We start from the raw sequence: 21,053 nt of genomic DNA, 5'->3' as shown, positions 1-21,053 counted from the left end.
TAGAAACGTTCCATGGAACGTCTCTACTAGATGGAACGTCTCTACTAGGTTATTTATTTGGCTAAACTAATGGTAGCTGAATACTTTGTGCTAATAAACTCTGAAGACGTTGCAAGTGTGAACCAACTTGGTAAACTAAATCACCTTTGCCTATCAGATAAGCTGCTACGGTTGATGTTCCACCTAAGATGATTTTTGAATCTGCTTCACTTTTAGTGCTGAGTGCAACCCTTCCAGGTAGGTTAGAACGGATAATTGGGGTGACAATACTCGCTTCTGGACGTTGGGTAGAAATAATTAGATGAATACCTGCGGCTCTTGCCATCGCGCCTAAACGTTTGATACTTTGTTCTAATATGGTGCGGACCTCTTTTTCTGCCATAAAATCGGCATATTCATCAAAAATACAAACAATGCGCGGTAACATTGGGGAGGAACGTTGATTATAAACTGTTAAATCTGCACATTTAGCCTTTTCAAATTTTTGATAACGAGATTCCATTTCTGCAACTAGTTCCTGCATTAATTCTACAGCGCGATCGCTATCTTTGACAACTGGTGCATATAACCATGACATTTGTTCAAATTCGGGAAATGTTACCCGCTTAGGATCAACTAAAGCAATTTTTAAATGTTGGGGAGAATGACGATAGATTAAACTGAGAAGAAGCGATCGCAAAAATTCACTTTTTCCGCTTCCTGTTGTTCCTCCCACCAAAAAATGACAGGTATTTGGATCTGATAAATCAGCCTCTAACAATTTACCATCAATACTCACCCCAATGGCAATTTTTACGGGTGCTGTTGGGGGTAAAAATTGCTTTTGAATAAAATCTTCAAATTTAGCAATTTGTCTATCTTGACGGGGTAAATCAATACTTACATAACCAGCTTGAGGTGCAATTAAAGGCGGATATTCTAACCCCAATTGTACTTGTAAATCAGCGGATAATTTGAGAATTGAATTTACCTTTACACCCGAATTTGGTTTAAGTTTGACTCTGATAAATGCTGGACTTACCGCAGCACCATGATACTCAACACCAATACCAAAAGATTGCAAAGTATTAACTAAATCTTCGCCTATCTTATCAGCATTAATAGATGGCTCTGGCTTTTTTCTAGAAGGTTCTGTATCTGAATTTTGATCATGATTAGATTCAACATCAAAAAAAGTTTGACATTTTTGTTGTTGGGGACAAATTTCACATAAATGAGGTTGAGTTGTCGCTGGTGGTGGGTTAGGATTGGGAGATTCCCAACTTAACCAGTTTTGCATTTGTAATAATTTATAGGGAATTAATTGATGAACCGTATTTTCTAACTGTTCCCAAGAATATTTGTACTCTTTAAATTCTGGTAAAACACAATAAACAGCAGAATCAACAGGTGTTTTTTTCTGCTTCGATAACATATAACTATAGAGAGAGACTTGCGCTAATTGTGCTGCTGAATCTACAGGTTGATAGGTTTTAAATTCTACCATAAAAAGGCGTTTAAGTTCAAAATTAAAAACCAGACAATCAAACTCACCTTTAATTAATTGTTTTGTGCCATTAGGTAAATCAAAGTAATATTCTAAATTGTGTTCTCCAGAAATAAAAGTATTTTGAATAACTGTTTCCGCACTGCAATAACGACGATTGATGATCATCAATTCAGTAAACCTCTTAATTAATCCTTGTAAACCTTGCCAAACTTGTAGTAATACAGGTGCTTTACTCGCGTCTTTTGCAATTACATCTTGTAAATAGGGAAAGAACTTAATTTGATAGAATAATTGTTGAATTTCCGATGTAATTACATCTACCTTTAATTGTGTTGCAGATGGATTAAATAAACTTTTAAATCTGGGTTCAATCAGCAGTAAATTAATAAAATCATCTGCTAATTTATGAAAAACATTACCAACACCCCCAACAGTATCTTTAGGAGAGAATATTGCTTTACAATTAAAATGGTGATTTAGATAAAATAGTCGAGGACATTCAAAAGCTAATCTAACTTTAGTAGGAGTTAAAGAGGAATTTTCAGATTTGTGATCTACCATATTAAATACACGACTGATAACATCAGGATTGGATATTTCAAGCAAGCGATAATGAACAGCAGCGAGATAAACAGTATCCATAGCTGCATAGTTTAACTGTTTTTGAGTCAGGGGACGTTTTCCCCAATCACTGCTTCCCTCTTCTGCGTCTACATGAGAAAATTGACAGAGTTCAGCAGCTAGAGTTTTTAGTTTTAAGTTGGTAGTTTGTAAAACTTCTTTGGTAATTTTTTTAGCTATTTTTATAGTACAAGTGACATTTTGGGCTAGTTCCTTCCCTAAATATTTTAAATCAAAACCAGCATTATGAAAAACTTTCTCAATTTGGGAATTAACCATAATTTGGTTAATGAAATATACAGCCAAATCAGGTTTATCTAAAACATCAAAAATGTAAGCAGATTCACCAGTTAAATCTGTATAATCAGCCAATACCTGAATTAGTGCTAATTTTGGTTTATCGGTATAACAATCAGCAATTTCTGTATCTATCCATAGGGTTTTAGATAGGGACAGTTGGGAAATTTGCTGGTAAATTTCAGAAGCTTCTGTCAGGTAGTGCATTGACTGATATAAAAAATGTGCTGGATAGATTACTTGTGAGGAACTAAGCAAATTAATTGAGCTTCTGGCTTGGCTTTGGGGTCAAGAATTTGAATTTTATTTTCCTCACATAGTTGTTGAATCAATACATTAATTTGAGCTTCGTTAACTGTGGAAAAGTTGCTAATAGCATTGTCAATTAAAGTTGGTTTTCCTAAAAGATGTTGAGTTTTAACTAGATTTAATAAGAAATCCTTAACAGGTCTTAAATCTTCTCCTTCCTTACCATTTGGCTTTGGATTTGGTTTAGAAACAATTCCCAAATCTTGTAATAAAGTACATTGATTCAATATCTCAGATTCATTAATTAAAGTTTCTAGTTCTTGTAAATTAATCGTTTTACCACCAATTACCAATTCTTGAGATTTGGCAGAATTTACCAAACTTTGATATGTTGCCAAATAGTGAATAGACTGTAAACTTGGTTTAATATGAACATGATTAGTATCAGTGAAAATCTGTCTATAGAGTTTATTTCCCGCCAGATTTGGTTTTCCTAAATCCCCACCACGAATTAAGTACATAGTTTGACAGAGATTTTTTTGAATGACTGTTTGACAAGCGTTCATTACATGATAAAAGCTATTCATATGTGAGTCTTCTGTCCAAACTATACCCAATTTTTCCTGCTTGGTAGGATGTTGATAACTCAAGGAATAACTAGCATACTTTCCGCTGAAAAGTTTAGACTTAACTCCCTGCATTTTTAAACTAGATATAGACTGTTGCAACATCTGAATTAAATCAGGTGATGACAACAAAGAAATCTTGGTAATTTTCCCATGACTTTTTGTATATTCCTGCTGCCATAATAATTGAAATTCTGCTTGAGTTGTATCTTGATTATCTGGAGGTGGTGGGGGAAGAATAAATATAGGTTTAGAAACCGTTTTTTCATCGGGTATTGTCACCTTTATTTGTATTGTAACTGGTTCGGTCTTTGGTTTTTCATCTAATAATGAACCTTTATATTTTTGATATTCTTCACGACCTAAAACTAATGTATTTCTAGGCATAGTTTTACCACCAGGGGAGGTTTTCTCTAAAATTTGCCGATTTAGAGGAAAAATAGGAGATTCAGGTCTAGGATTTGCTAGTTGATGTAATGGCTGAAGTTGATAGGACCAAAGTGCTTCTGCCTGTTCTATAGTAATAGGTTTTAACTGAATTGTTTTATGTATTCCGGCTTTATCGGCTGGGAGAATCCGATCAAAATGCCGTTTTAATGTGTTTGTAATAACGCTAATTATCACCAAGAAATTTTTTAAATTATCCCCATGAATTGTGGTGTTGACATTGAAAAAAGGTTGTATGTCCAGGAAACCTTCTGGTAACTGGGGCATAGTATCTAAATTGTCGAAACATAAAACTATTGGTTGGGTTTGTGTGGAAATTCTGCCAAAATTTGCTAAAATATTTTTCGCAGCATCTTCTGTATCAATGCAGGTTTTGACTTTGATTTCTTTCATGGAATCTTCATTTAAGTCATCTCCACGCAGCCATTCACAAGCTAAGTCATATAATTCTGGATTTGCGAGATCATGTAGCACTCCAAAAAACATATCTGGATTATAAATACCTGCTTTTTTATAAGTATCTTTGAGGTGTTTAATGAATCTTTGCCGATTACTTTGTAATGCTTCCCAAAAATTATCATTAAATATTCGTTGTTGGATATCACTTCTTGTAAACGCCGTTAAACTTTTTAGCCACAACATTAACTGTGATTCTTTTTCACCTTCGGGAACTTGAATTAAACTATCAACAGTGTGACGTAAAATATGCCGCCAGATATTACCACTATCAGCCCAGTTGCAGAGAATATAAGCAAAAAAGGCTTTCGGGTTAAGAGTACGTTTAAGCCGACCTAATAAATAGCTTTTGCCAGAACCAGACTCACCGGCTAATAAAACTGTACGGCTACGATGATCTTTACCTACTAAATCAAGTAAACCTTCAATTTCTATGATTACGTTTTTATGAATTGACTCAACCATGAGTTTTGAATCTTGTTCTTCAGCCCAAAAATTAGTAGGCTTTAAATTGATCACGTCAAAAGGGTTGACCTCGCGTTTAATAATGTCGTTAATGTCTGTCATAGATACACATTTGTGAGAGGAGGAAGTAATGAAAAAATGAAAAATATTGGAAAACCTGTTAATTAACTATGAGAAAGAACAGTTGTCCACCAATATTTTGAGGAATTCCCGCGTCAATTTGTTCTGGTGTATAAGCACTGACTTCTTGTAGGGTACTAAAATCAATTTTGTCACTTTTTTGTAATCTATACAACGCCTGATCTAAATCGTCTCGTAATAAAGGCGGTTGTAACTTTTGCCGTAAATGGAAAATTGGTAAATAATTCTCTGTCCCCAATTCCCGATCTAATTTCTTAATAGTTTCTAAAATTTCTTCATCACTGATATTGCCAGTAATATCAGAATGTGATGCCATATTATCAGAAACTAAAGTAGAAACTTGTTCTGACTTAACCCGCAAATTGTTCCGCAAAAAGCGCAAGTAATTACCCAGCAATTCCAAACTAATAACAGGGTTAGTACCTTTCTGGGGATTATATTCATCCCGCAAAACCTCAATACCTCTTTCTGTTAACCAAACATCAGCGTTACGCATTTTCATCTTAATTTCAGCAGCAATCAAACCTCGTTCACTCAAGGTTTTTAATATTACATCTCGTTCATCTGATTTTAGTCCTGAAACTTTGATTTCACTGGGGGCTATTTTTCCAGAACTTTTATTTATCTTCTCCAGTACCTTGAGTTCTTGATCATCAATAGGTAACTGTGTAGAGTCAAGTTTCAATAGTGCTTGACCAGCAGGTAATATCTTCACCGTAGCAACTTCCTGGGAATAGCCCACATATTCCAATTCTCCCAAATCTCGACAAATTTTGTTTTTTTCACTTTTAAAACTATCAAAAATGCTAGAACTCAAGCCAGTACGATAATTGGGACATCCCAGCAGCTTTAATAGGAACTTTAACTGTTTCGTTTCCATCGGTTACTTAGATTGTATTTGATACCTAACAAGTCTAGTCAGAATTACAAAAAATTAATAAACCTTCTCCAAAATAACACAATGAGTATAATTCGTCTATATTTCTACAATTTTTGCAACACCAAGTGGATATGTTTCCTTAGTTCCCTTATTTCTGATAAAAATCTTATACATATCGTCAATAATTTACACAAAAAGACGAGATTTATATGTATCATCTTTTAGATAACTAGATCATCCAGAAATATTAGCCTATATACCAGGTAAAATCATGAATAATTACAGCCATTGTCCGCGCAATTATCTACTCCAAAAACCAGTAAATAAAGATCAAATCAAACAAAAAGAATTATGTGATTTTTGTTGGAATGAATATTGTTTTTGTTGGTCAGAATACTGTTTAAATGAATGGTACGAACTGCAAATAAAACATGACAATTTAAAAAATAGACATCATACCAAAGACAAAAACTAAAATAAACCTGACTTCTCTCTGCGCCTCCGCGTCTCTGCGAGAGAAAAAAACTTAGGGTAGTCCAAAAACTGACCCTAATCAACAATCTGCTAAAATCAAATTCCACTCATCTTCAGACAAAGGTATCACCTCTATTTCCATAGCAAAACAATCACAAGCTGCGGCTATTAAAGCCTTAATAATTGTTTCTTGATTAATACTTTCAGGAAATTGAAAAGGATGAAAAAACTCCTGATTAAATACTTTTATAAACAAATCCCCATCTGGATTTAATCGTATAGAACCATGTTGAAGAACTGCGTCACCTCTGCGTAATTGGGCGCTACCAATGAGTTTAGAACCATCTGCTAAAACCAAATCTGCACCAGTGGCCGTTCCAAAACAATTAGGATTATGAATATAACCCCGTCCAGCCTGACCATAGTACAACTCTATACCAAGCGATCGCCATCCTTGGATTAAAAATTCACAAATCTTTGCATATATTTCTAAAGTATTTCCTCTGAGACCAGAAGTCACAACAGAGTAAGTTAAATCACCTTGATGTAAAACCGCTCTCCCACCAGTAGGACGACGTACCAAATCCAATTTTTGGCCTTCCCAGATTAGATCTTGCCAAAATTCAGGATATTGACGTTGATGATAACCCAGAGAAATTGCTGGGGGAGACCAAGTATAAAAGCGCAGAATCGGTGGACATTTTCCCAACTCATGCTGTACTAATAACCAACGGTCTATAGCCATCTGGACAGAACCAGAAGCTGCTAAAATCGGAATAAGTCGCCACTGCTCAGGCATTAAAAGTCAACCCCCAGGCTAAAATACTAAAATAGTGACAGCAATAGTTACAGCAGTTTTCATGTATTTAAACCACAAAATCAACCTATTCCTTTGCGGCTTTGCTCCTTTGCGTCTTAGCGCGAAACATAATAAACATAATTTATACCGCAATAGTGCAATACCTACACTTTACAAAACTCAGATTGCAGATATTCATCATTATCATCAGCGATAGTTGCAACGATAGTAATGATCCGAGAAACTTCCCCCGGAGACAACTCTGCTAAAGTGCGTGTAGAAATCACCACTACCTGATTGTCAATAATCCCAAAACGGGCTTCAAAGGTACTCACACAGTTCAATTCTAATAAATAGCGTGTTAATCTGGCCTCATCTTGAACTGGTAGCGTTAGCACAGCAGACCAAACCGTAATTGTATCCTCATCAGTAGTTCCCGTCAACTGTACAAATACTTCTACACTGCCATACTGGAATTTCCACAAATACCCACCCTCGGCCGAATGGCTTACCATTGCACTTTGATCTTCCGCTAGAGTATTAATCACATTTTCAATAACTTCTACATGATTTAGCGGTGTGGTTTCTTGCATAACTTGATCAAGCAACTCTTCTGGAGATTGGGTTTCTAGGTAGCTGGCCATACAGATTTTTTTCCAAAAATATAGTTTCTAGTGTAATCTATTATTCTGCTACCAGAAATGCCAGTATCTACCTTGGTTGTATAGTAGCGAATTATATTCCCCCAATAGTTTTAAAACATCCTCTTAGATATATATTTAATTTGCTTTAATCTTTTTTGATAAATATAAATAAAGTCATAGGTACATAATAGCTTATGCAAAATTCGGTCAATCTGACAATTATTTTTTCCCGGTTTCAGACGTTTACATCCAGAAATATTAGATGTAATTCGTCTTTATCACCATTGGATGTCAACATGAGGAAAGACTCTCCAATTTATTGCTTACTGCGTCTGATTAATTACACACAAAACTGCCTATCTTACTTTAATTGCCAAAAATGCCTTTTGTCTGTTACGTAAACTACAAACTACTAATTTGGTTGATAAATTCAATTAAATTAATTAAAAACAGTTTATTTGGTACAGCCCAAAAATTACCAGACTTACTTAGTGTTACAAAATGTAAGAATAATAAAAAAGGAGTAGTTTATTGATTTATAGTATCAGGAGATACGGAAATATGAGTTAAATTCTGCACTGTTGTATGGAGTTCTCTAAAAACTCGAGTTGACAACTTGGGGTGACATCTGTTAAAAAATTCTGAAATCTCACGGAAAAAAACCGAAAACTTTTAAGAGATTTTTCCGGATTAGCCAAAAAATCTCTGATTATTGTTACACTGATTTTAATAAACACTATGAATATCAAGCTTGATCACAGCACCCCATGTCATTTAACTTCCTTCTTTGCTTTACTCATGAAAGAAGGTATTTCCCCGAATCAAATCGTTCTTGGTATTGTTCAGTTAGCCACTCAAACCCATGAATTAGATGGCATGATGGCATCAACAGACTGTTTACGTTTGCTACTAGTGCTAATGCCAGCAACAACCTGTGCTAAAGGCGTTTCCGAATATATCTCATCTTTAGCAGCAGAAGGTATTACCACCTTGATGCTATTAGATGCTCTTAGTTTAGCTTGCTACCTTTGTGGTCAATTAGATGAAGCTAATTTAGTTCACTTGACTTACAAAAGATTACAAGCAGATGCAATTATTTCCCAAATGCTTCGTGATTAAGAACTAGATTATTAACTTTTGTTACTTTTTTCACAATCCAACCATTTTCAAGTTATTGTGTACTCATACAGTTCAATCTCGGACTGAACAACTCCGTTTGTTTACTAAGCAATCGGTAAAATACTATATATTCTCTGTCTTCTCTATGCAATTCTTAGTTAGTTGCTGTTAAGGCGTGACTCATAGCTGTGATTTTAATCTAGCAATGTTTTTAGAGTGTTTGACAGCAGCTTATCTATCAATTGTGATTAAGTTTAGAGTTTTTCAGTGCTGGGATCAATCCCTACATCAAAACTGCTCAACTTTCCCACTCACCCTGTTGATATTCCATTAAAACCCGAAACTAAAATTATTGTCTGCCAAATTGCCAAAACTTTAGATCATGAATGCAACATTTCTGGAATTATAGGTTTTGCAGATGAAGCGAGCATTTTCTTGACGGGGAAATATATTTTTTTAGTTTTTTAGGTCTTGGATCATGGCGGTATGGATTAGGTTTCGCATAAAGGCACAAAAGCGCAAACCCAAGACCTATCCGACTATCTATTTTTAGGTGTGCAGGTGATTATTTGCTACAAGAAGATTTTGCAACTGAAATGAAATTGAAATCAAAAAGCGTCCGGGAGTGTTGCCGTGTTTCCACCCCAGACGCTTTTTGAGTTTTCTCCTCACACACAAATATAAGTTATCACTATTTCAATTAAATGGCAAGTACCTTAGACAACAATTTTAGAAATTGTTTTTCCAAGGCAAGAATAAGTAGGTGAACGGAAAAAACCCGACATAAGTAACGAAAAGTAAAGTTGCCCAAAACCCGTTCCCTGTTCCCTTGTCATAACGACAATTTTTAACCCCAACCTACTTAATGTAAAAAGTGCCGGACACCAGTTGTAACCATGAGTAAGCCTAGTTCATTAGCGGACTTGATAGAATCTTTATCTCGAAGACTTCCCCCCGGCTGGACAATGGCAGTAATGCCAGCACCAGCGGCAGCGCGAATGGTATCATCGAAGGGGAAGAAACCGTCACTGGCTAAAAATGCACCTTGGGCTTTTTCTCCGGCTTGGGCAATAGCGATTTTTGTTGAACCGACGCGGTTCATTTGTCCAGCACCAATACCTAATGTAGTGCGATCGCTTGTAATTACAATAGCATTTGACTTGACGTGCTTACACACCTTCCAAGCAAATAATAATTCCCCTAACTCCTGGGGAGTAGGTTGACGTTCGGTGACAACTTGCCATTGAGTAGGATCAGCAATGATATCATCAGCAGACTGGACTAAAAACCCACCGGCGATCGCTTTTACAGTTTCTTTCGGTCCAGTCAACAAGTCTGGTAAAATTAAAAGGCGGACATTGCCCTTTTTAGTTAAGATCTCTTGGGCTGCTGCGTCACAACCAGGAACAACTACGCATTCTAAGAATGTCTTTGTTAACTCCGTTGCCGTTGCCGCATCAAGAGGACGATTTAAAGCCACAATTCCCCCAAAAGCTGAGGTAGAATCGGCATTAAAAGCCTTTTGATAAGCGTCGAAAATGTTGGTTGCTTCCGCAGTTCCACAGGGGTTAGTATGTTTAATAATTGTCGCTGCGGGACTGTCGGTAAATTCGGCAATTATCTGCCGTGCGGCTTCCAAATCTACCAAATTATTATAGCTGAGTTCCTTCCCTTGCAGTTTGGTGGCCGCTGCCCAACCAGTAGCTTCACTGCCGGTTTTATACCAGGCTGCCGGTTGGTGGGGATTTTCCCCATAGCGTAAAGATTGAATTTGTGTTCCAGAAAGAGTAAATTCTTGTGTTTCCGTACCAGCTAAATAAGATGCTATGGCATGATCATAACTAGCAGTGTGCAAAAATCCCTTTAAAGCGCATTTTTGGCGAAACTCTAAAGAAACTACTTCATTTTGGCGTAATTCTTGTAAATACTCGCCATATTGGGCAGGATCACATAATACCGTTAAATGGGCGTAATTTTTAGCAGCAGCCCTTAACATTGCCGGACCCCCAATATCAATTTGTTCCACAGCGTCAGCTAAGGTAACACCCGGTTTAGCAATGGTTTCCGTAAATGGATAAAGATTAACCACCACCAAATCAATGGGTCGAATTTGGTTATTTTCCAGGTCTATGATATGCTCTTCCATATCCCGCCGTGCTAAAATACCGCCATGAATGCGAGGATGAAGAGTTTTCACCCGACCGCCTAAAATTTCTGGTGAACCTGTATAATCAGAAACCTTAGTAACTGGTATTCCTGCATCTTTGAGGGTTTTGGCTGTTCCCCCACTACTGATGATATCAAAGCCAAATTCTTCAACCAAACTCCGGGCTAAATCCCCAATACCAGTTTTATTAGATACACTCAGCAGGGCTAAACGCGCCATAATTCCCCAGATTCCTTTGGACTAAATTACAAACAGAAGAGTATTTTACCTAAAGAGTGGTCAGAAATGCGGCCTAGATCAGCAGTATACTGGATAGACGTTGATTCTTGACTCAATTATCCATGACTCCAGTATTAGATTTTATTAGGGTTTCTCCACCAGGGAAACAAACACCAAAAGCCTTAATCGTTACTTTACATGGTTGGGGCGCAAATGCTCAAGATGTGGCTTCTTTGATTCCTTATATCAATTTACCAGATTACGAATTTTTACTACCAAATGCTCCCTATCCCTATCCTCATGCTGACACAGGTAGGGCATGGTATGACTTACGGACAGAAAATATGTATGCTGGATTAGTAGAAAGCAAACAACTACTCATAGATTGGTTGCAATCCTTAGAAACTAATACAGGCATACCTTTATCACGCACAATTTTGAGTGGATTTTCTCAAGGTGGGGCAATGACTTTAGATGTAGGATTAAGCCTACCATTAGCTGGTTTAGTTGTGATGAGTGGATATCCACATCCTAGCGTAGCAACGCTTAATCCAGGCAATTTTCCACCTACGCTAATTATGCACGGAACAAAGGATGAAGTAGTTCCCCTACAAGCGGCCATTAAGTCCAGGGACATGGCAAGATCTCTAGGAGTAGCAGTAGAGTACCATGAATTTGAAATGGGACATGAAATTAATTTACCAATGTTAGAAGCGCTAAGAACCTTTGTTGTCAAGACAATTGGTTAACTCTAGTTACAAAAATTTTGCAAATTCTGGAAAAATCAGAAAAATTTTTACAAATTTAATGCTCGTTAATGAGTAAGATAGATCAGGTGGAAGCAACTCCACCCTAAGCTGAATGTAAGTGCTGCAAAAGGGAGGGGCAAGCATTATGAAGACTCTAAGCATTTCCAAAACAGAAATTTCTGCTATGACAGCGACAGAGGTACAAGATTTAGCTACACGTCTGGAATTAGATAATTATAGTAATGCTTTTGAGGGTTTAAATGATTGGCATCTACTGCGAGCAATTGCTTTCCAGCGTCCAGAATTGGTTGAAGCCTATATTCACCTCTTAGATTTAGAACCCTACGACGAAGGCTAAGAATTTTAGATTTTGGATTTTAGATTTTGGATTTTAGATTGGTAGAACGGTTTAAAATCTCAAGTAATTGAGATCCTATCCTAAAATGCCATTATTTTCAAGTCCTAAATCCAAACGAGTCCTCATTGCTGTAGGCGGTGGTATCGCCGCCTATAAAGTTTGTGAGTTGGTTTCTACACTCTTTAAATCTGGGGTGGAATTGCGAATTATTCTCACTAAATCTGCCGAAGAATTTATCACTCCTTTAACTTTAGCAACTTTATCCCGCCATCAAGCTTATACAGATGATAATTTTTGGCAACCAATTTATTCACGTCCATTACATATCGAATTGGGTGAATGGGCTGATTTAATTGTTATCGCGCCTTTAACTGCTAATACTTTGGCTAAATTAGCTTATGGAATGGCGGATAATTTATTAACAAATACTGTTCTCGCTTCTACTTGTGCCGTATTGTTAGCACCAGCGATGAATACAGATATGTGGGAACAGGTAGCAGTACAAAGAAATTGGCGGCAGCTATTGACAGATAGCAGATTTTATGGTATGGAAACTGGTTCTGGGTTGTTGGCTTGCGATCGCATTGGCGCTGGTAGAATGGCAGAAGCCGCAGAAATATTTATTTATATTCAATCTTTATTATACACCCAAGGCAAGAGAGATTTAGCGGGGAAAAAGGTTTTAATCAGTGCTGGAGGAACGCGAGAATATTTAGACCCCGTGCGATTTATTGGCAATCCTTCCACTGGTAAAATGGGTTTAGCATTGGCACAGGCTGCACTACACAGAGGTGCAAAAGTAATATTGGTACATTGTCCAGCGAGTTGGGAAGTCCCTTTAGGAGTAGAAGCAATTCCCGTAATTACCGCAGAAGAGATGCAGCAAGTCATGTTAAATCAGTTACTCAACGCAGATATAATTATTATGTCAGCGGCCGTTGCAGATGTCAAACCTAGAGATTATAGTACCGAAAAATTGCCGAAGCGATCGCTCCCCGAAAATTTACCATTGATACCAGTACCAGATATTGTCGCGGAAATCGGCAACCGTAAACAACCCCATCAATACTTAATTGGTTTTGCAGCACAAACGGGGGATATTGTCAAGCCAGCGCGGGAAAAATTGCAAAAAAAGAAATTAGATGCAATTGTCGCAAATCCTATTGATCAAGTTAATAGTGGTTTTGGGAGTGATCATAATCAAGCGGTGTTTTTAGATAAGTCAGGAAGAGAGGTAGAAATTCCCACTTGTTCTAAGTTGGAAATGGCGCATTATTTGTTTGATTTTGTTATTGGTAATTTATAATTGATAACCGTTCGAGGTGTTACCAAAAATTGGGATAAGGGGTTTTTGGAGATAAGGATGAATAAAAAAATGAGGTTCTTCAGTTATTTTTATGGAAAACTTGGTTCAAAATCATTAAAAGCCTTATTGTGTGGGCATTTCATTGAGAATATGGGAATAATTGTTTATAACCCTTGTCCCGTAAGAGTTTTGCTATAATCAATCTTCAATCAGCACAAAAAAGACGCAAGAGCCAAAAATGATAATTTAGGAAACTTTGCCATATAAAAGTAGTTTTTTCCTAAACTTCACCATAAATTACTCTGTCCATGATAAGATATAAAAAATAATTTTATGCTGTAGCAAGCCCTAAATATAAAAGTATGAATCAAACTACAAATAATAGTCAAAAAGAATTGCGCTCAGAAGCAGAAACAAACATACCAAAAGATTTACCAGAATTAGAAAGATATTTACAAAATTATTCTCATGATGATCAGGCTATTAAAACTATCCAACAATTTGCTAAAAATCTGAAGAAGACAAAATATCGTCAAGATGTATTTAATCAGGCACTTATTCGTGAGCCAATTTATTATAAAGACCTTCTTGAAAAGGGTTTAGCAGATCCAGAGAAAGACTCCTTTACACCTTTACAAGGTGACATTGTTAGTACAAACGCAGCTTACTTTCTAGGAGAGCGTCTAGAAAATACCAAGTTTGCAATAGCTAGTTCTACTTGCGATCTCGTGAAAAATAGACGCAAATATGCAGCATTACTGCGCGTTCAACCCATAAGTAATCAAAATTCAGAAGCCAAAACAACTCTTTCGCAATTGTTACAGTTTACTTCCACACAGCGGATGTATCTTCCACCCTTTGCGGATGATTCATCTGATACAGTTGGAAATTCATTACTATTTGATGGAATAGTACAAATACATTTAGATGATTTGCTGTTAGCGCAACGACACGCAAGTTTAAGTCTAGTAGGATGGCGTATTTTTGGCTCGATGGTTCGCTCAATTCTAGTTCGTGCTGGTGAAGATGAAATAAAAATCCGGTCATCTATATAGTAATAATATTAGGGTCGTTATCAATGACCCTAATATCTATCAACGAGAATTGTACTCATGAGCAAACCTCTAATAATTAAGAGGTCTTTTAATTGTAGTAGGATCGAGATTTACTTCATCATCCTCATCTACATCTATACCATCTTCTGGCAACAGAGGCTCGAAACTACTACGAGTGGGAAGTTCGGGTAAACCTCCTAGCATAGCAATTGCTTCTATCAATAAATCAATACTCTCAAGATCACGATGTTTTTGCACAACACGCACAGAGCTAGATATTACACGTAACCCTCCGCGCAAACGATCAAAATCACGAGCTAAACCTAATAAATGTTGAAAATCCTGTTCTTCAAGAATGCGGTATTGTCCAGTTTTAGTATTTAAAGTAGCAACTGTCCCACTTTTCACAGATTCAAGAGCTTTTCCACCTTCTGTGCGAAATTTCTCAAAGGATGTCCAATTTGGACCATTTTGTAAATTAAGTGATTTTTCTGCTGTAATTGCCATATTTATATTTTCCATCCACTGTCTTCTCGTGTTCTTCGCATTATAACTTATTTTCTTTGGAAATACATTGGCATTTCGTTGTTTAATTATAGGTAACAAATAAAAACTATACCTACGTAGGCTGACACGCTGATTTTTTTAAGCGCAGTAAAGACTGTTTAGGAACTGTTATTTATTGAAACTGTAATTAATCAATGTTGGGTTTCATTTTATTCAACCCAACCTACATCAATTTAAAAATTACGCCACTTTCAAAAAGTTTCCTAAAACTTGCGGTTCGGGAAGAGATTCACCATCTGCCAAATATGACTCAATTAGCATTTCTAATACTTCCTGACCATTTTTTAAAGCTTCTTCGTAAGTTTCCCCATGAGTACAAGGCTGCATTACATTAGTAAAATCAGGCAATAATACTACATAACATTTATCTTCTTCAGACCATTGAATAATTATTGTATATTTCATTCTTTTGGTTTCTCCCGTTCGTCTGCTTCGATCTTCTTTAGTTCTTCCAGTGCTTCCGTTACCTGCTTTTCTAAAGCTCAGTAAATTTTTGCTTAATGTTATATATAATACAGCGCTTCCCGATGTTATGAGGTACAAGAACCCCACCCCCAACCCCCTCCCCGCAAGCGGGGAGGGGGTTTAAAATGTACCTCATAAGAGCGGAAACCCCTGTATAAATAAGGGTGATTTAATTAGGGTACATAATGAAGTAAATTGAATCCTATGGTGTATACTAGAGGTGTCCAGTCAATACCACTGGAATATGAACAATTCCAATCCCGATAGAAGTCTTGAGATAGAAGAAATATCTCATTATATAGCTAGGGCATCTCAAACGATCGTTAATGAGATGAAAAAACAAGGTGAAAATTATTTGGATTTTGATGAAGCTGTTGAAGCCATGAAAAATGAATCATTAATAGAGCAACAGAAATGTCAGAAGGATTTTAATGCAAGAAGATCTCGAATTAAAAGAAAACTTAATAGAAGAAGATGAGATTTCAAGCTTAAAACATTACAGGCAAAACCCACCAGCGTGGGTTTCAAAACACCCACATTTAATTTTCAACAGATACAGTAGTTCCCAGTATTATGAAGTACAAATATTAATGATAAAACTCTTGTGGTGCGGGCATCTTGCCCGCATAAATTGTACCTCACTCAAGCTAAACTTGCTGTATCTAATGTTTTTTGCAAAAATTTACCCCATTTTGCGGCCAGAGGAACTTCTGTAAAAGGAACACAAATTGATTTATCACTAGTTAATAAAAACTGCAATTCAATTTTTCTACCTTTTTGCGGAGGATTTTCTATATCTACCACATTACCATTCACTAAAAAACGAATTTCCTTAACATCTAATAAAGAAAAAGTTTCTAATGCAATTGGTCCTTTAGTTGTTGGTTTTCCCCAAGTAATATCATTACCTTTTTGAGCTAATACAGCATAAATATCATATTTAGCTCGTTCAAATTCTTCAGCCCAAATCCGATAAGCTTCAAGTTTCTGATATTCCTGTGAACCTTGCCACGCTAACCAGAAAAATACTACTAACAAAGGCAACCATAAAAGACCACGTTCCATACTTTGATTTCTGTGATTTGTGTGATTTTTCTTATTATTTAGTCTAGACTATTATTCATGGAATTGATGTCAAACGATTAGTTTTCACCACCCTATGCACCAAAACCAGAAACATTTCACCCCGTTACCTGTCAGCAACTATAGCCTAAATTTTCCCAAAAATACCATAATATGAGTTATCGTAGTGAACAAACTGACAAAAAGCGGTGATCAGCGGATATGAAAAAACTTATATTATTCTGCTTGTTCTTTGTGGGACTGACTACTGCGGTGTTTGGATTTCTACATTTTCAGGGACTCGCAGTTAAAGGCGAATTTGAGACAATTTTACTGGATTTTCGGGAAGATATAGCAGAAAATCTCATTCAAAAGGATTTACAAGCGATCGCTCAACAATATCATGTTACGCCCCAATTGGATAATAAATATTCAGCAGCAGATCATGTATATATTATCAAAGGCGATCGCCAAAGAATCACAGATTTAAAAAAATCCCCATTGGTCAAAGTTACGGAATTTATTGAACCCAATTACATTTACAAAACTGTACCTACAGATAAAACCACCCGCTTAGGGGAAATTCTACCACCAGAAAACGACCAAGAACCAAATTCCTCTTTAATTGGTCCCAATGACCAATATTATAGCAAACAGTGGAATTTACACAAAATCGGTATAGAATCTGCTTGGACACGCACTAAAGGTAGTGGTATCACTGTTGCTGTCATTGATACTGGTATTAGTAAAGTCCGTGATTTACATGAAACCAAATTTGTCAAAGGCTATGATTTTGTCAATGATACAGAACCAGCCCAAGACGACAATGGACATGGAACTCATGTCGCTGGTACAGTTGCCCAGTCTACTAATAACAGTTATGGTGTGGCGGGAGTAGCTTACGAAGCCAATCTTATGCCCCTAAAAGTATTAAATGCTGACGGTGCAGGAACAGTAGCCGATATTGCTGAAGCTATCAAATTTGCCGCTGATAATGGTGCAGATGTAATTAATATGAGCTTAGGTGGTGGTGGAGAAAGCCAACTTATGGCGGAGGCGATTAATTATGCTCATAATAAAGGTGTAACTATTATAGCCGCGGCTGGGAATGAAAACACTAATGGCGTTAGTTATCCTGCCCGTTATCCTCATGTTATCGGTGTTGCGGCTTTTGGTCCTGACGGTGAAAGAGCATCTTATTCTAATTATGGTGCAGGTGTGGACATTTCCGCCCCTGGTGGTAGTGAAACTGGGACAATTCTCCAAGAAACTATTAACGAAGAGGGTGAGGGTCTATTTCTCGGACTACAAGGAACAAGTATGGCTTCTCCCCACGTTGCGGGTGTAGCTGCATTAATTAAAGCTTTGGGAATTAAAGAACCCAATGAAATTTTACAGGTTCTCCAGCAGTCAGCGAGAGTTATTCAAGATGATGGTTTAAACTATTATGGGGCTGGACAACTTAACGCCGAAGCAGCGGTTAAATTAGCTAGTGATGGTATAATTAGCGTTCCTGACTTTTTCCGGTGGTTGCGAGAAAACGGCTATCTAAATCCTGGTTTTTGGATAGATGGCGGTGCGATCGCTTTATTGCCTAAAATACTCATGGTGATAGGTTCTTATCTCCTGGCTTGGTTTTTACGGGTTTATTTTCCCTTCGCTTGGAGTTGGTCTTTATCCAGTGGTTTGATTTTTGGTAGTTCTGGCTTATTTTTCCTGAAAGGAATTTATATCTTTGACCTTCCCCAATGGCCTTTCCGGCTTTTAGGTAGTTCCATTCCCGAACTAGGAAACACTTTACAGGGAACAGACTCATTAAATCCTCTTTTTGCCAGTGTCTTAATTCCCTTTGTGTTGATAGCCTTATTTTTAGGACATCCTACTGGGAAATGGTTTGCTATTGGTTCGAGTTTAGGTATAGCAGCTTGTTTAACAGTTACCGCTATTTATAGTCCTACTGTTTGGGGTTTAGCAAATATTCATCTATCACGAATCTTCCTTCTTGTCAATGCCCTACTTTGTTATGGACTAGCCCGGTTAGCTTTGAAGAAGGACGGACAAACTGACACCCTCTTAAAAGTCTAACTCTCAATACAAATATCCCCGATTTTTTGAACAAGTCGGGGACTCTGTGTTTTATTAATTGAATAACAGTAGAATAGTTCTTCCTTATCAAAATAAGGATAACATATTCAAATTTCTTTGTCAATACCAAAAAATAAATTTTTCCGGGGTTCGTGCCGTAAAGCAAATATCTAAACATTTCTAGTAAAACCTTTATAAATCTCCTGATGAGATGCTAAGTAAGATTATAGTATTAAGGTCGAGATTATGTTAAGGAAGAAAGTTATTCGTGTTAGTTCCACAGAGTTTGAACTTGAGGATGGGTCTATCTTTCCTCACGCGGTTGAGTTGGAAGATGTACCTAGTCCTGAAGAGTTCCAGAAGTTCTAGTTCTATGATCAATCATTGGTTTTCCATATTCGAGGATTTAACTAATGGAGAAACTTCTGACAATAGGACAAGTTGCCAAACAGCTTAACGTCACAATTAAAATCTTTCTTGCAGCTAGGATTTACGGGAAACGTTCAGCACAACGAAGGAAGAAGAAATGATTTTAGTTGAAAGACATATCATTAAACAATCTCACCAACATTGGCAAGAGATTGATAAACTATCTTTCCTCATAGGTAAAAAGAATAATCAGTCATTTACACAGATTCCCCATGCAAGATTAATTGACCAACTAACTTATAAATGTCAATTAGCAGGAATCAAAGTTGTAGTAACTGAAGAATCTTATACCTCAAAGTGCAGCGCTTTGGACTTAGAACCAATACAAAAACACTCTATCTACTTGGGGAAGAGAGTGAAGCGTGGTTTATTCAAATCTGCTCAAGGAATCCTCCTGAATGCAGATTGCAATGGGTCAGCTAATATTGTCAGAAAAGTATTCCCAAATGCTTTTGCAAATGGGATAGCGAGTGTTGCCGTTACACCAATAAAGGTTATGCCTTTATAAAGTGTCATTTTGAACAGATAGAGATTTGTTCAGTTTAGCACGAACGGTTTTGAGTTTATTGTTTCTGTTATCACTTCCTATGAATGAGTTAACAATCAATCATCATGAAAACTGATCATAGGATTGCGTATCTTTAACCATCCAATGTGCTAATTTAATATGGGTTTTCGCCGTGGTGCAAGGTATTTGTAAATCCTCGGCTATTACCTATAATAATCTTAACTTGTGAGTGATGCAGTTAGGTCATAATTTTGACATAGCTTGACGAGACTTTCTTTAATACGCGATCGCACATCCTCCGGTGAAACTACAATACAATCAGAGGAATACTGCATAATTTCTCGAATAAACCAGAATGTATTTGATATTCTTCTAATTACTTTTTTGACCTGTGGTTGTTCTGGTATCCATTCCACTATTTTATCCTCTGGTTTAGGTTGATAGGCAAACGCTAACCTATTTAATAAGTGTATTTCCACATCTATTTGATCCAAGCCATTAAGCCATTTTTGAGTAATTTCCGTAACTGATGCTTCATTAATTCCGTCTAAACGAAAACACCAGTTATGTTTTAATTCTGGTATATCAAGATTTCCTTCTGTCTCTTCACACCAACAATCAAGGTATTGACGTTTTTCATGGGGTCTGATTTTGGCATACCGGACAGTAAAATTAAATACTCGTTCTGCTGCATCTTGATAAGCAAGTTGAAAGGGTTGTTGACGTAAGATATAGTGATCTACTTGTAACCGCCAAGATGGATGGGAGTTATTTAAAAACCCTTCAATTTCCTTGCGTAAAGGTACGGATAATTCGCTGCGTTCTAGTAGTAAATTAGCAATAATTTCCGCCTGTTCATTTTGTCCGATATCCGTTAATGCACTTATACAACGATGTAATGCACGGATACGTGAATCTTGCCAGTCATTATTTTTACTAACTATTAATTCATGTTGGGCTATGGCCTTGATCAGTTTGGAGATATTGGGATCATCTCCCCACTTCATCCCAAATTGAAGAGCGATCGCTTCTAGTTGCGTTTTATTGCGCTCTGATACCGACAGTGTAATGGATTGACCTTTTCGACTCATGGAAAGTGTCCGTATATTTTATACTTGTTTTTACTTGTCAATTTTTATTGTGGCTGTTATTATAGATTTTAGCAATGAGTTATAGATTTTAACAATGAGTTACGGACACAATATGAGGTATTATAAAAATATACAAAACAGCCAGAGTCTAGCTCTGGCCTACAAGCCCTGATAGGGATTAATGAGTGTGTTTAAGCCTTGATCACATCTTTTCTATAATTTCAATCCCTGATAGGGATTAGGTTTTAGTTTCAAGGCCTCTCTAGTATACATCTTGGGAAAAGC

At 36.8% G+C, this 21,053-nt stretch carries 18 protein-coding genes; 8 read left to right on the top strand and 10 right to left on the bottom strand.

All coding sequences use genetic code 11. The features are described from left to right. Positions 1-61: 61 nt before the first annotated feature. The 5 genes from ACIR131C_RS0118560 to ACIR131C_RS0118535 all read right to left on the bottom strand — a co-directional run bounded on the left by ACIR131C_RS0118560 (position 62) and on the right by ACIR131C_RS0118535 (position 7,588). Positions 62-2,614, bottom strand: a complete 2,553-nt coding sequence (locus tag ACIR131C_RS0118560; RefSeq protein ID WP_028091398.1) for a DNA translocase FtsK — start codon at positions 2,612-2,614, stop codon at positions 62-64. A 29-nt stretch (positions 2,615-2,643) separates the two neighbouring features. Beyond that, on the bottom strand, positions 2,644-4,752 hold the full coding sequence (locus tag ACIR131C_RS0118555; RefSeq protein WP_028091397.1) for an ATP-binding protein: 2,109 nt from the start codon (positions 4,750-4,752) through the stop codon (positions 2,644-2,646). Between the two features lie 58 nt (positions 4,753-4,810). Continuing rightward, on the bottom strand, positions 4,811-5,671 hold the full coding sequence (locus ACIR131C_RS0118550) for a hypothetical protein (protein WP_028084557.1): 861 nt from the start codon (positions 5,669-5,671) through the stop codon (positions 4,811-4,813). A gap of 553 nt (positions 5,672-6,224) precedes the next feature. Further along, the gene (locus tag ACIR131C_RS0118540; protein WP_028091396.1) at positions 6,225-6,944 is read right to left on the bottom strand and encodes a lipoate--protein ligase family protein; all 720 of its coding nucleotides are present in this window, start codon (positions 6,942-6,944) and stop codon (positions 6,225-6,227) included. Between the two features lie 164 nt (positions 6,945-7,108). After that, the gene (locus ACIR131C_RS0118535; protein WP_028091395.1) at positions 7,109-7,588 is read right to left on the bottom strand and encodes a YbjN domain-containing protein; all 480 of its coding nucleotides are present in this window, start codon (positions 7,586-7,588) and stop codon (positions 7,109-7,111) included. Positions 7,589-8,326: 738 nt separating this feature from the next. Between ACIR131C_RS0118535 and ACIR131C_RS0118530 the strand changes: the two genes are divergently transcribed. After that, entirely contained in the window at positions 8,327-8,707 is a 381-nt protein-coding gene (locus tag ACIR131C_RS0118530; protein WP_028084553.1) for a hypothetical protein, read from the top strand. An 862-nt stretch (positions 8,708-9,569) separates the two neighbouring features. On the opposite strand, the gene purH is transcribed toward ACIR131C_RS0118530, so the two are convergent. After that, positions 9,570-11,093, bottom strand: a complete 1,524-nt coding sequence (gene purH, locus ACIR131C_RS0118520; protein ID WP_028091393.1) for a bifunctional phosphoribosylaminoimidazolecarboxamide formyltransferase/IMP cyclohydrolase — start codon at positions 11,091-11,093, stop codon at positions 9,570-9,572. 122 nt (positions 11,094-11,215) lie between these two features. Here purH and ACIR131C_RS0118515 point away from each other — a divergent pair, with 122 nt between their 5' ends. The 4 genes from ACIR131C_RS0118515 (at position 11,216) to ACIR131C_RS0118500 (ending at position 14,561) form a co-directional block, all read left to right on the top strand. Further along, positions 11,216-11,842, top strand: coding sequence for an alpha/beta hydrolase (locus tag ACIR131C_RS0118515; protein WP_028091392.1), 627 nt, complete (start codon positions 11,216-11,218; stop codon positions 11,840-11,842). Positions 11,843-11,987: 145 nt separating this feature from the next. Further along, positions 11,988-12,200 carry a protein IsiD gene (isiD, locus tag ACIR131C_RS0118510; RefSeq protein ID WP_028084549.1) on the top strand — a complete coding sequence of 71 codons (213 nt, stop codon included), beginning with the start codon at positions 11,988-11,990 and terminating at the stop codon, positions 12,198-12,200. Between the two features lie 85 nt (positions 12,201-12,285). Beyond that, entirely contained in the window at positions 12,286-13,506 is a 1,221-nt protein-coding gene (gene coaBC / locus ACIR131C_RS0118505; protein ID WP_028091391.1) for a bifunctional phosphopantothenoylcysteine decarboxylase/phosphopantothenate--cysteine ligase CoaBC, read from the top strand. A gap of 362 nt (positions 13,507-13,868) precedes the next feature. After that, positions 13,869-14,561 carry a hypothetical protein gene (locus tag ACIR131C_RS0118500; protein WP_081677221.1) on the top strand — a complete coding sequence of 231 codons (693 nt, stop codon included), beginning with the start codon at positions 13,869-13,871 and terminating at the stop codon, positions 14,559-14,561. Between the two features lie 69 nt (positions 14,562-14,630). Here the strand turns inward: ACIR131C_RS0118500 and ACIR131C_RS0118495 are convergent, their stop codons facing one another. Next, the gene (locus ACIR131C_RS0118495) at positions 14,631-15,068 is read right to left on the bottom strand and encodes a hypothetical protein (protein ID WP_035372482.1); all 438 of its coding nucleotides are present in this window, start codon (positions 15,066-15,068) and stop codon (positions 14,631-14,633) included. 240 nt (positions 15,069-15,308) lie between these two features. After that, complete coding sequence (locus ACIR131C_RS0118490) at positions 15,309-15,533, bottom strand: type II toxin-antitoxin system HicB family antitoxin (RefSeq protein WP_028091388.1); 225 nt, start codon at positions 15,531-15,533, stop codon at positions 15,309-15,311. A gap of 304 nt (positions 15,534-15,837) precedes the next feature. Between ACIR131C_RS0118490 and ACIR131C_RS0118485 the strand changes: the two genes are divergently transcribed. Then, positions 15,838-16,071, top strand: coding sequence for a hypothetical protein (locus ACIR131C_RS0118485; RefSeq protein ID WP_028091387.1), 234 nt, complete (start codon positions 15,838-15,840; stop codon positions 16,069-16,071). Positions 16,072-16,235: 164 nt separating this feature from the next. Here the strand turns inward: ACIR131C_RS0118485 and ACIR131C_RS0118480 are convergent, their stop codons facing one another. Next, positions 16,236-16,658, bottom strand: coding sequence for a hypothetical protein (locus ACIR131C_RS0118480; RefSeq protein ID WP_028091386.1), 423 nt, complete (start codon positions 16,656-16,658; stop codon positions 16,236-16,238). Between the two features lie 219 nt (positions 16,659-16,877). On the opposite strand from ACIR131C_RS0118480, the gene ACIR131C_RS0118475 reads away from it, so the two are divergent. Together ACIR131C_RS0118475 and ACIR131C_RS23320 are read left to right on the top strand one after the other, a co-directional pair. Further along, entirely contained in the window at positions 16,878-18,740 is a 1,863-nt protein-coding gene (locus ACIR131C_RS0118475; protein WP_028091385.1) for a S8 family peptidase, read from the top strand. 526 nt (positions 18,741-19,266) lie between these two features. Continuing rightward, positions 19,267-19,677, top strand: coding sequence for a zinc ribbon domain-containing protein (locus ACIR131C_RS23320; protein WP_051347623.1), 411 nt, complete (start codon positions 19,267-19,269; stop codon positions 19,675-19,677). Between the two features lie 218 nt (positions 19,678-19,895). On the opposite strand, the gene ACIR131C_RS0118455 is transcribed toward ACIR131C_RS23320, so the two are convergent. Next, entirely contained in the window at positions 19,896-20,768 is an 873-nt protein-coding gene (locus ACIR131C_RS0118455; protein WP_028091384.1) for a WYL domain-containing protein, read from the bottom strand. Positions 20,769-21,053: the final 285 nt, after the last annotated feature.

The organism is Dolichospermum circinale AWQC131C (assembly GCF_000426905.1).
GTDB classification, from domain to species: Bacteria; Cyanobacteriota; Cyanobacteriia; order Cyanobacteriales; family Nostocaceae; genus Dolichospermum; species Dolichospermum circinale.
Note: the sequence above shows the minus strand (reverse complement) of the source record. Positions and strands in the feature narration are given on the sequence as shown.

Coding starts and splice junctions, on each gene's coding strand:
- ACIR131C_RS0118560 (WP_028091398.1), bottom strand. CDS start 2,614: ATGCACTACCTGACAGAAGCTTCTGAAATTTACCAGCAAATTTCCCAA.
- ACIR131C_RS0118555 (WP_028091397.1), bottom strand. CDS start 4,752: ATGACAGACATTAACGACATTATTAAACGCGAGGTCAACCCTTTTGAC.
- ACIR131C_RS0118550 (WP_028084557.1), bottom strand. CDS start 5,671: ATGGAAACGAAACAGTTAAAGTTCCTATTAAAGCTGCTGGGATGTCCC.
- ACIR131C_RS0118540 (WP_028091396.1), bottom strand. CDS start 6,944: ATGCCTGAGCAGTGGCGACTTATTCCGATTTTAGCAGCTTCTGGTTCT.
- ACIR131C_RS0118535 (WP_028091395.1), bottom strand. CDS start 7,588: ATGGCCAGCTACCTAGAAACCCAATCTCCAGAAGAGTTGCTTGATCAA.
- ACIR131C_RS0118530 (WP_028084553.1), top strand. CDS start 8,327: ATGAATATCAAGCTTGATCACAGCACCCCATGTCATTTAACTTCCTTC.
- purH (WP_028091393.1), bottom strand. CDS start 11,093: ATGGCGCGTTTAGCCCTGCTGAGTGTATCTAATAAAACTGGTATTGGG.
- ACIR131C_RS0118515 (WP_028091392.1), top strand. CDS start 11,216: ATGACTCCAGTATTAGATTTTATTAGGGTTTCTCCACCAGGGAAACAA.
- isiD (WP_028084549.1), top strand. CDS start 11,988: ATGAAGACTCTAAGCATTTCCAAAACAGAAATTTCTGCTATGACAGCG.
- coaBC (WP_028091391.1), top strand. CDS start 12,286: ATGCCATTATTTTCAAGTCCTAAATCCAAACGAGTCCTCATTGCTGTA.
- ACIR131C_RS0118500 (WP_081677221.1), top strand. CDS start 13,869: ATGAATCAAACTACAAATAATAGTCAAAAAGAATTGCGCTCAGAAGCA.
- ACIR131C_RS0118495 (WP_035372482.1), bottom strand. CDS start 15,068: ATGGCAATTACAGCAGAAAAATCACTTAATTTACAAAATGGTCCAAAT.
- ACIR131C_RS0118490 (WP_028091388.1), bottom strand. CDS start 15,533: ATGAAATATACAATAATTATTCAATGGTCTGAAGAAGATAAATGTTAT.
- ACIR131C_RS0118485 (WP_028091387.1), top strand. CDS start 15,838: ATGAACAATTCCAATCCCGATAGAAGTCTTGAGATAGAAGAAATATCT.
- ACIR131C_RS0118480 (WP_028091386.1), bottom strand. CDS start 16,658: ATGGAACGTGGTCTTTTATGGTTGCCTTTGTTAGTAGTATTTTTCTGG.
- ACIR131C_RS0118475 (WP_028091385.1), top strand. CDS start 16,878: ATGAAAAAACTTATATTATTCTGCTTGTTCTTTGTGGGACTGACTACT.
- ACIR131C_RS23320 (WP_051347623.1), top strand. CDS start 19,267: ATGATTTTAGTTGAAAGACATATCATTAAACAATCTCACCAACATTGG.
- ACIR131C_RS0118455 (WP_028091384.1), bottom strand. CDS start 20,768: ATGAGTCGAAAAGGTCAATCCATTACACTGTCGGTATCAGAGCGCAAT.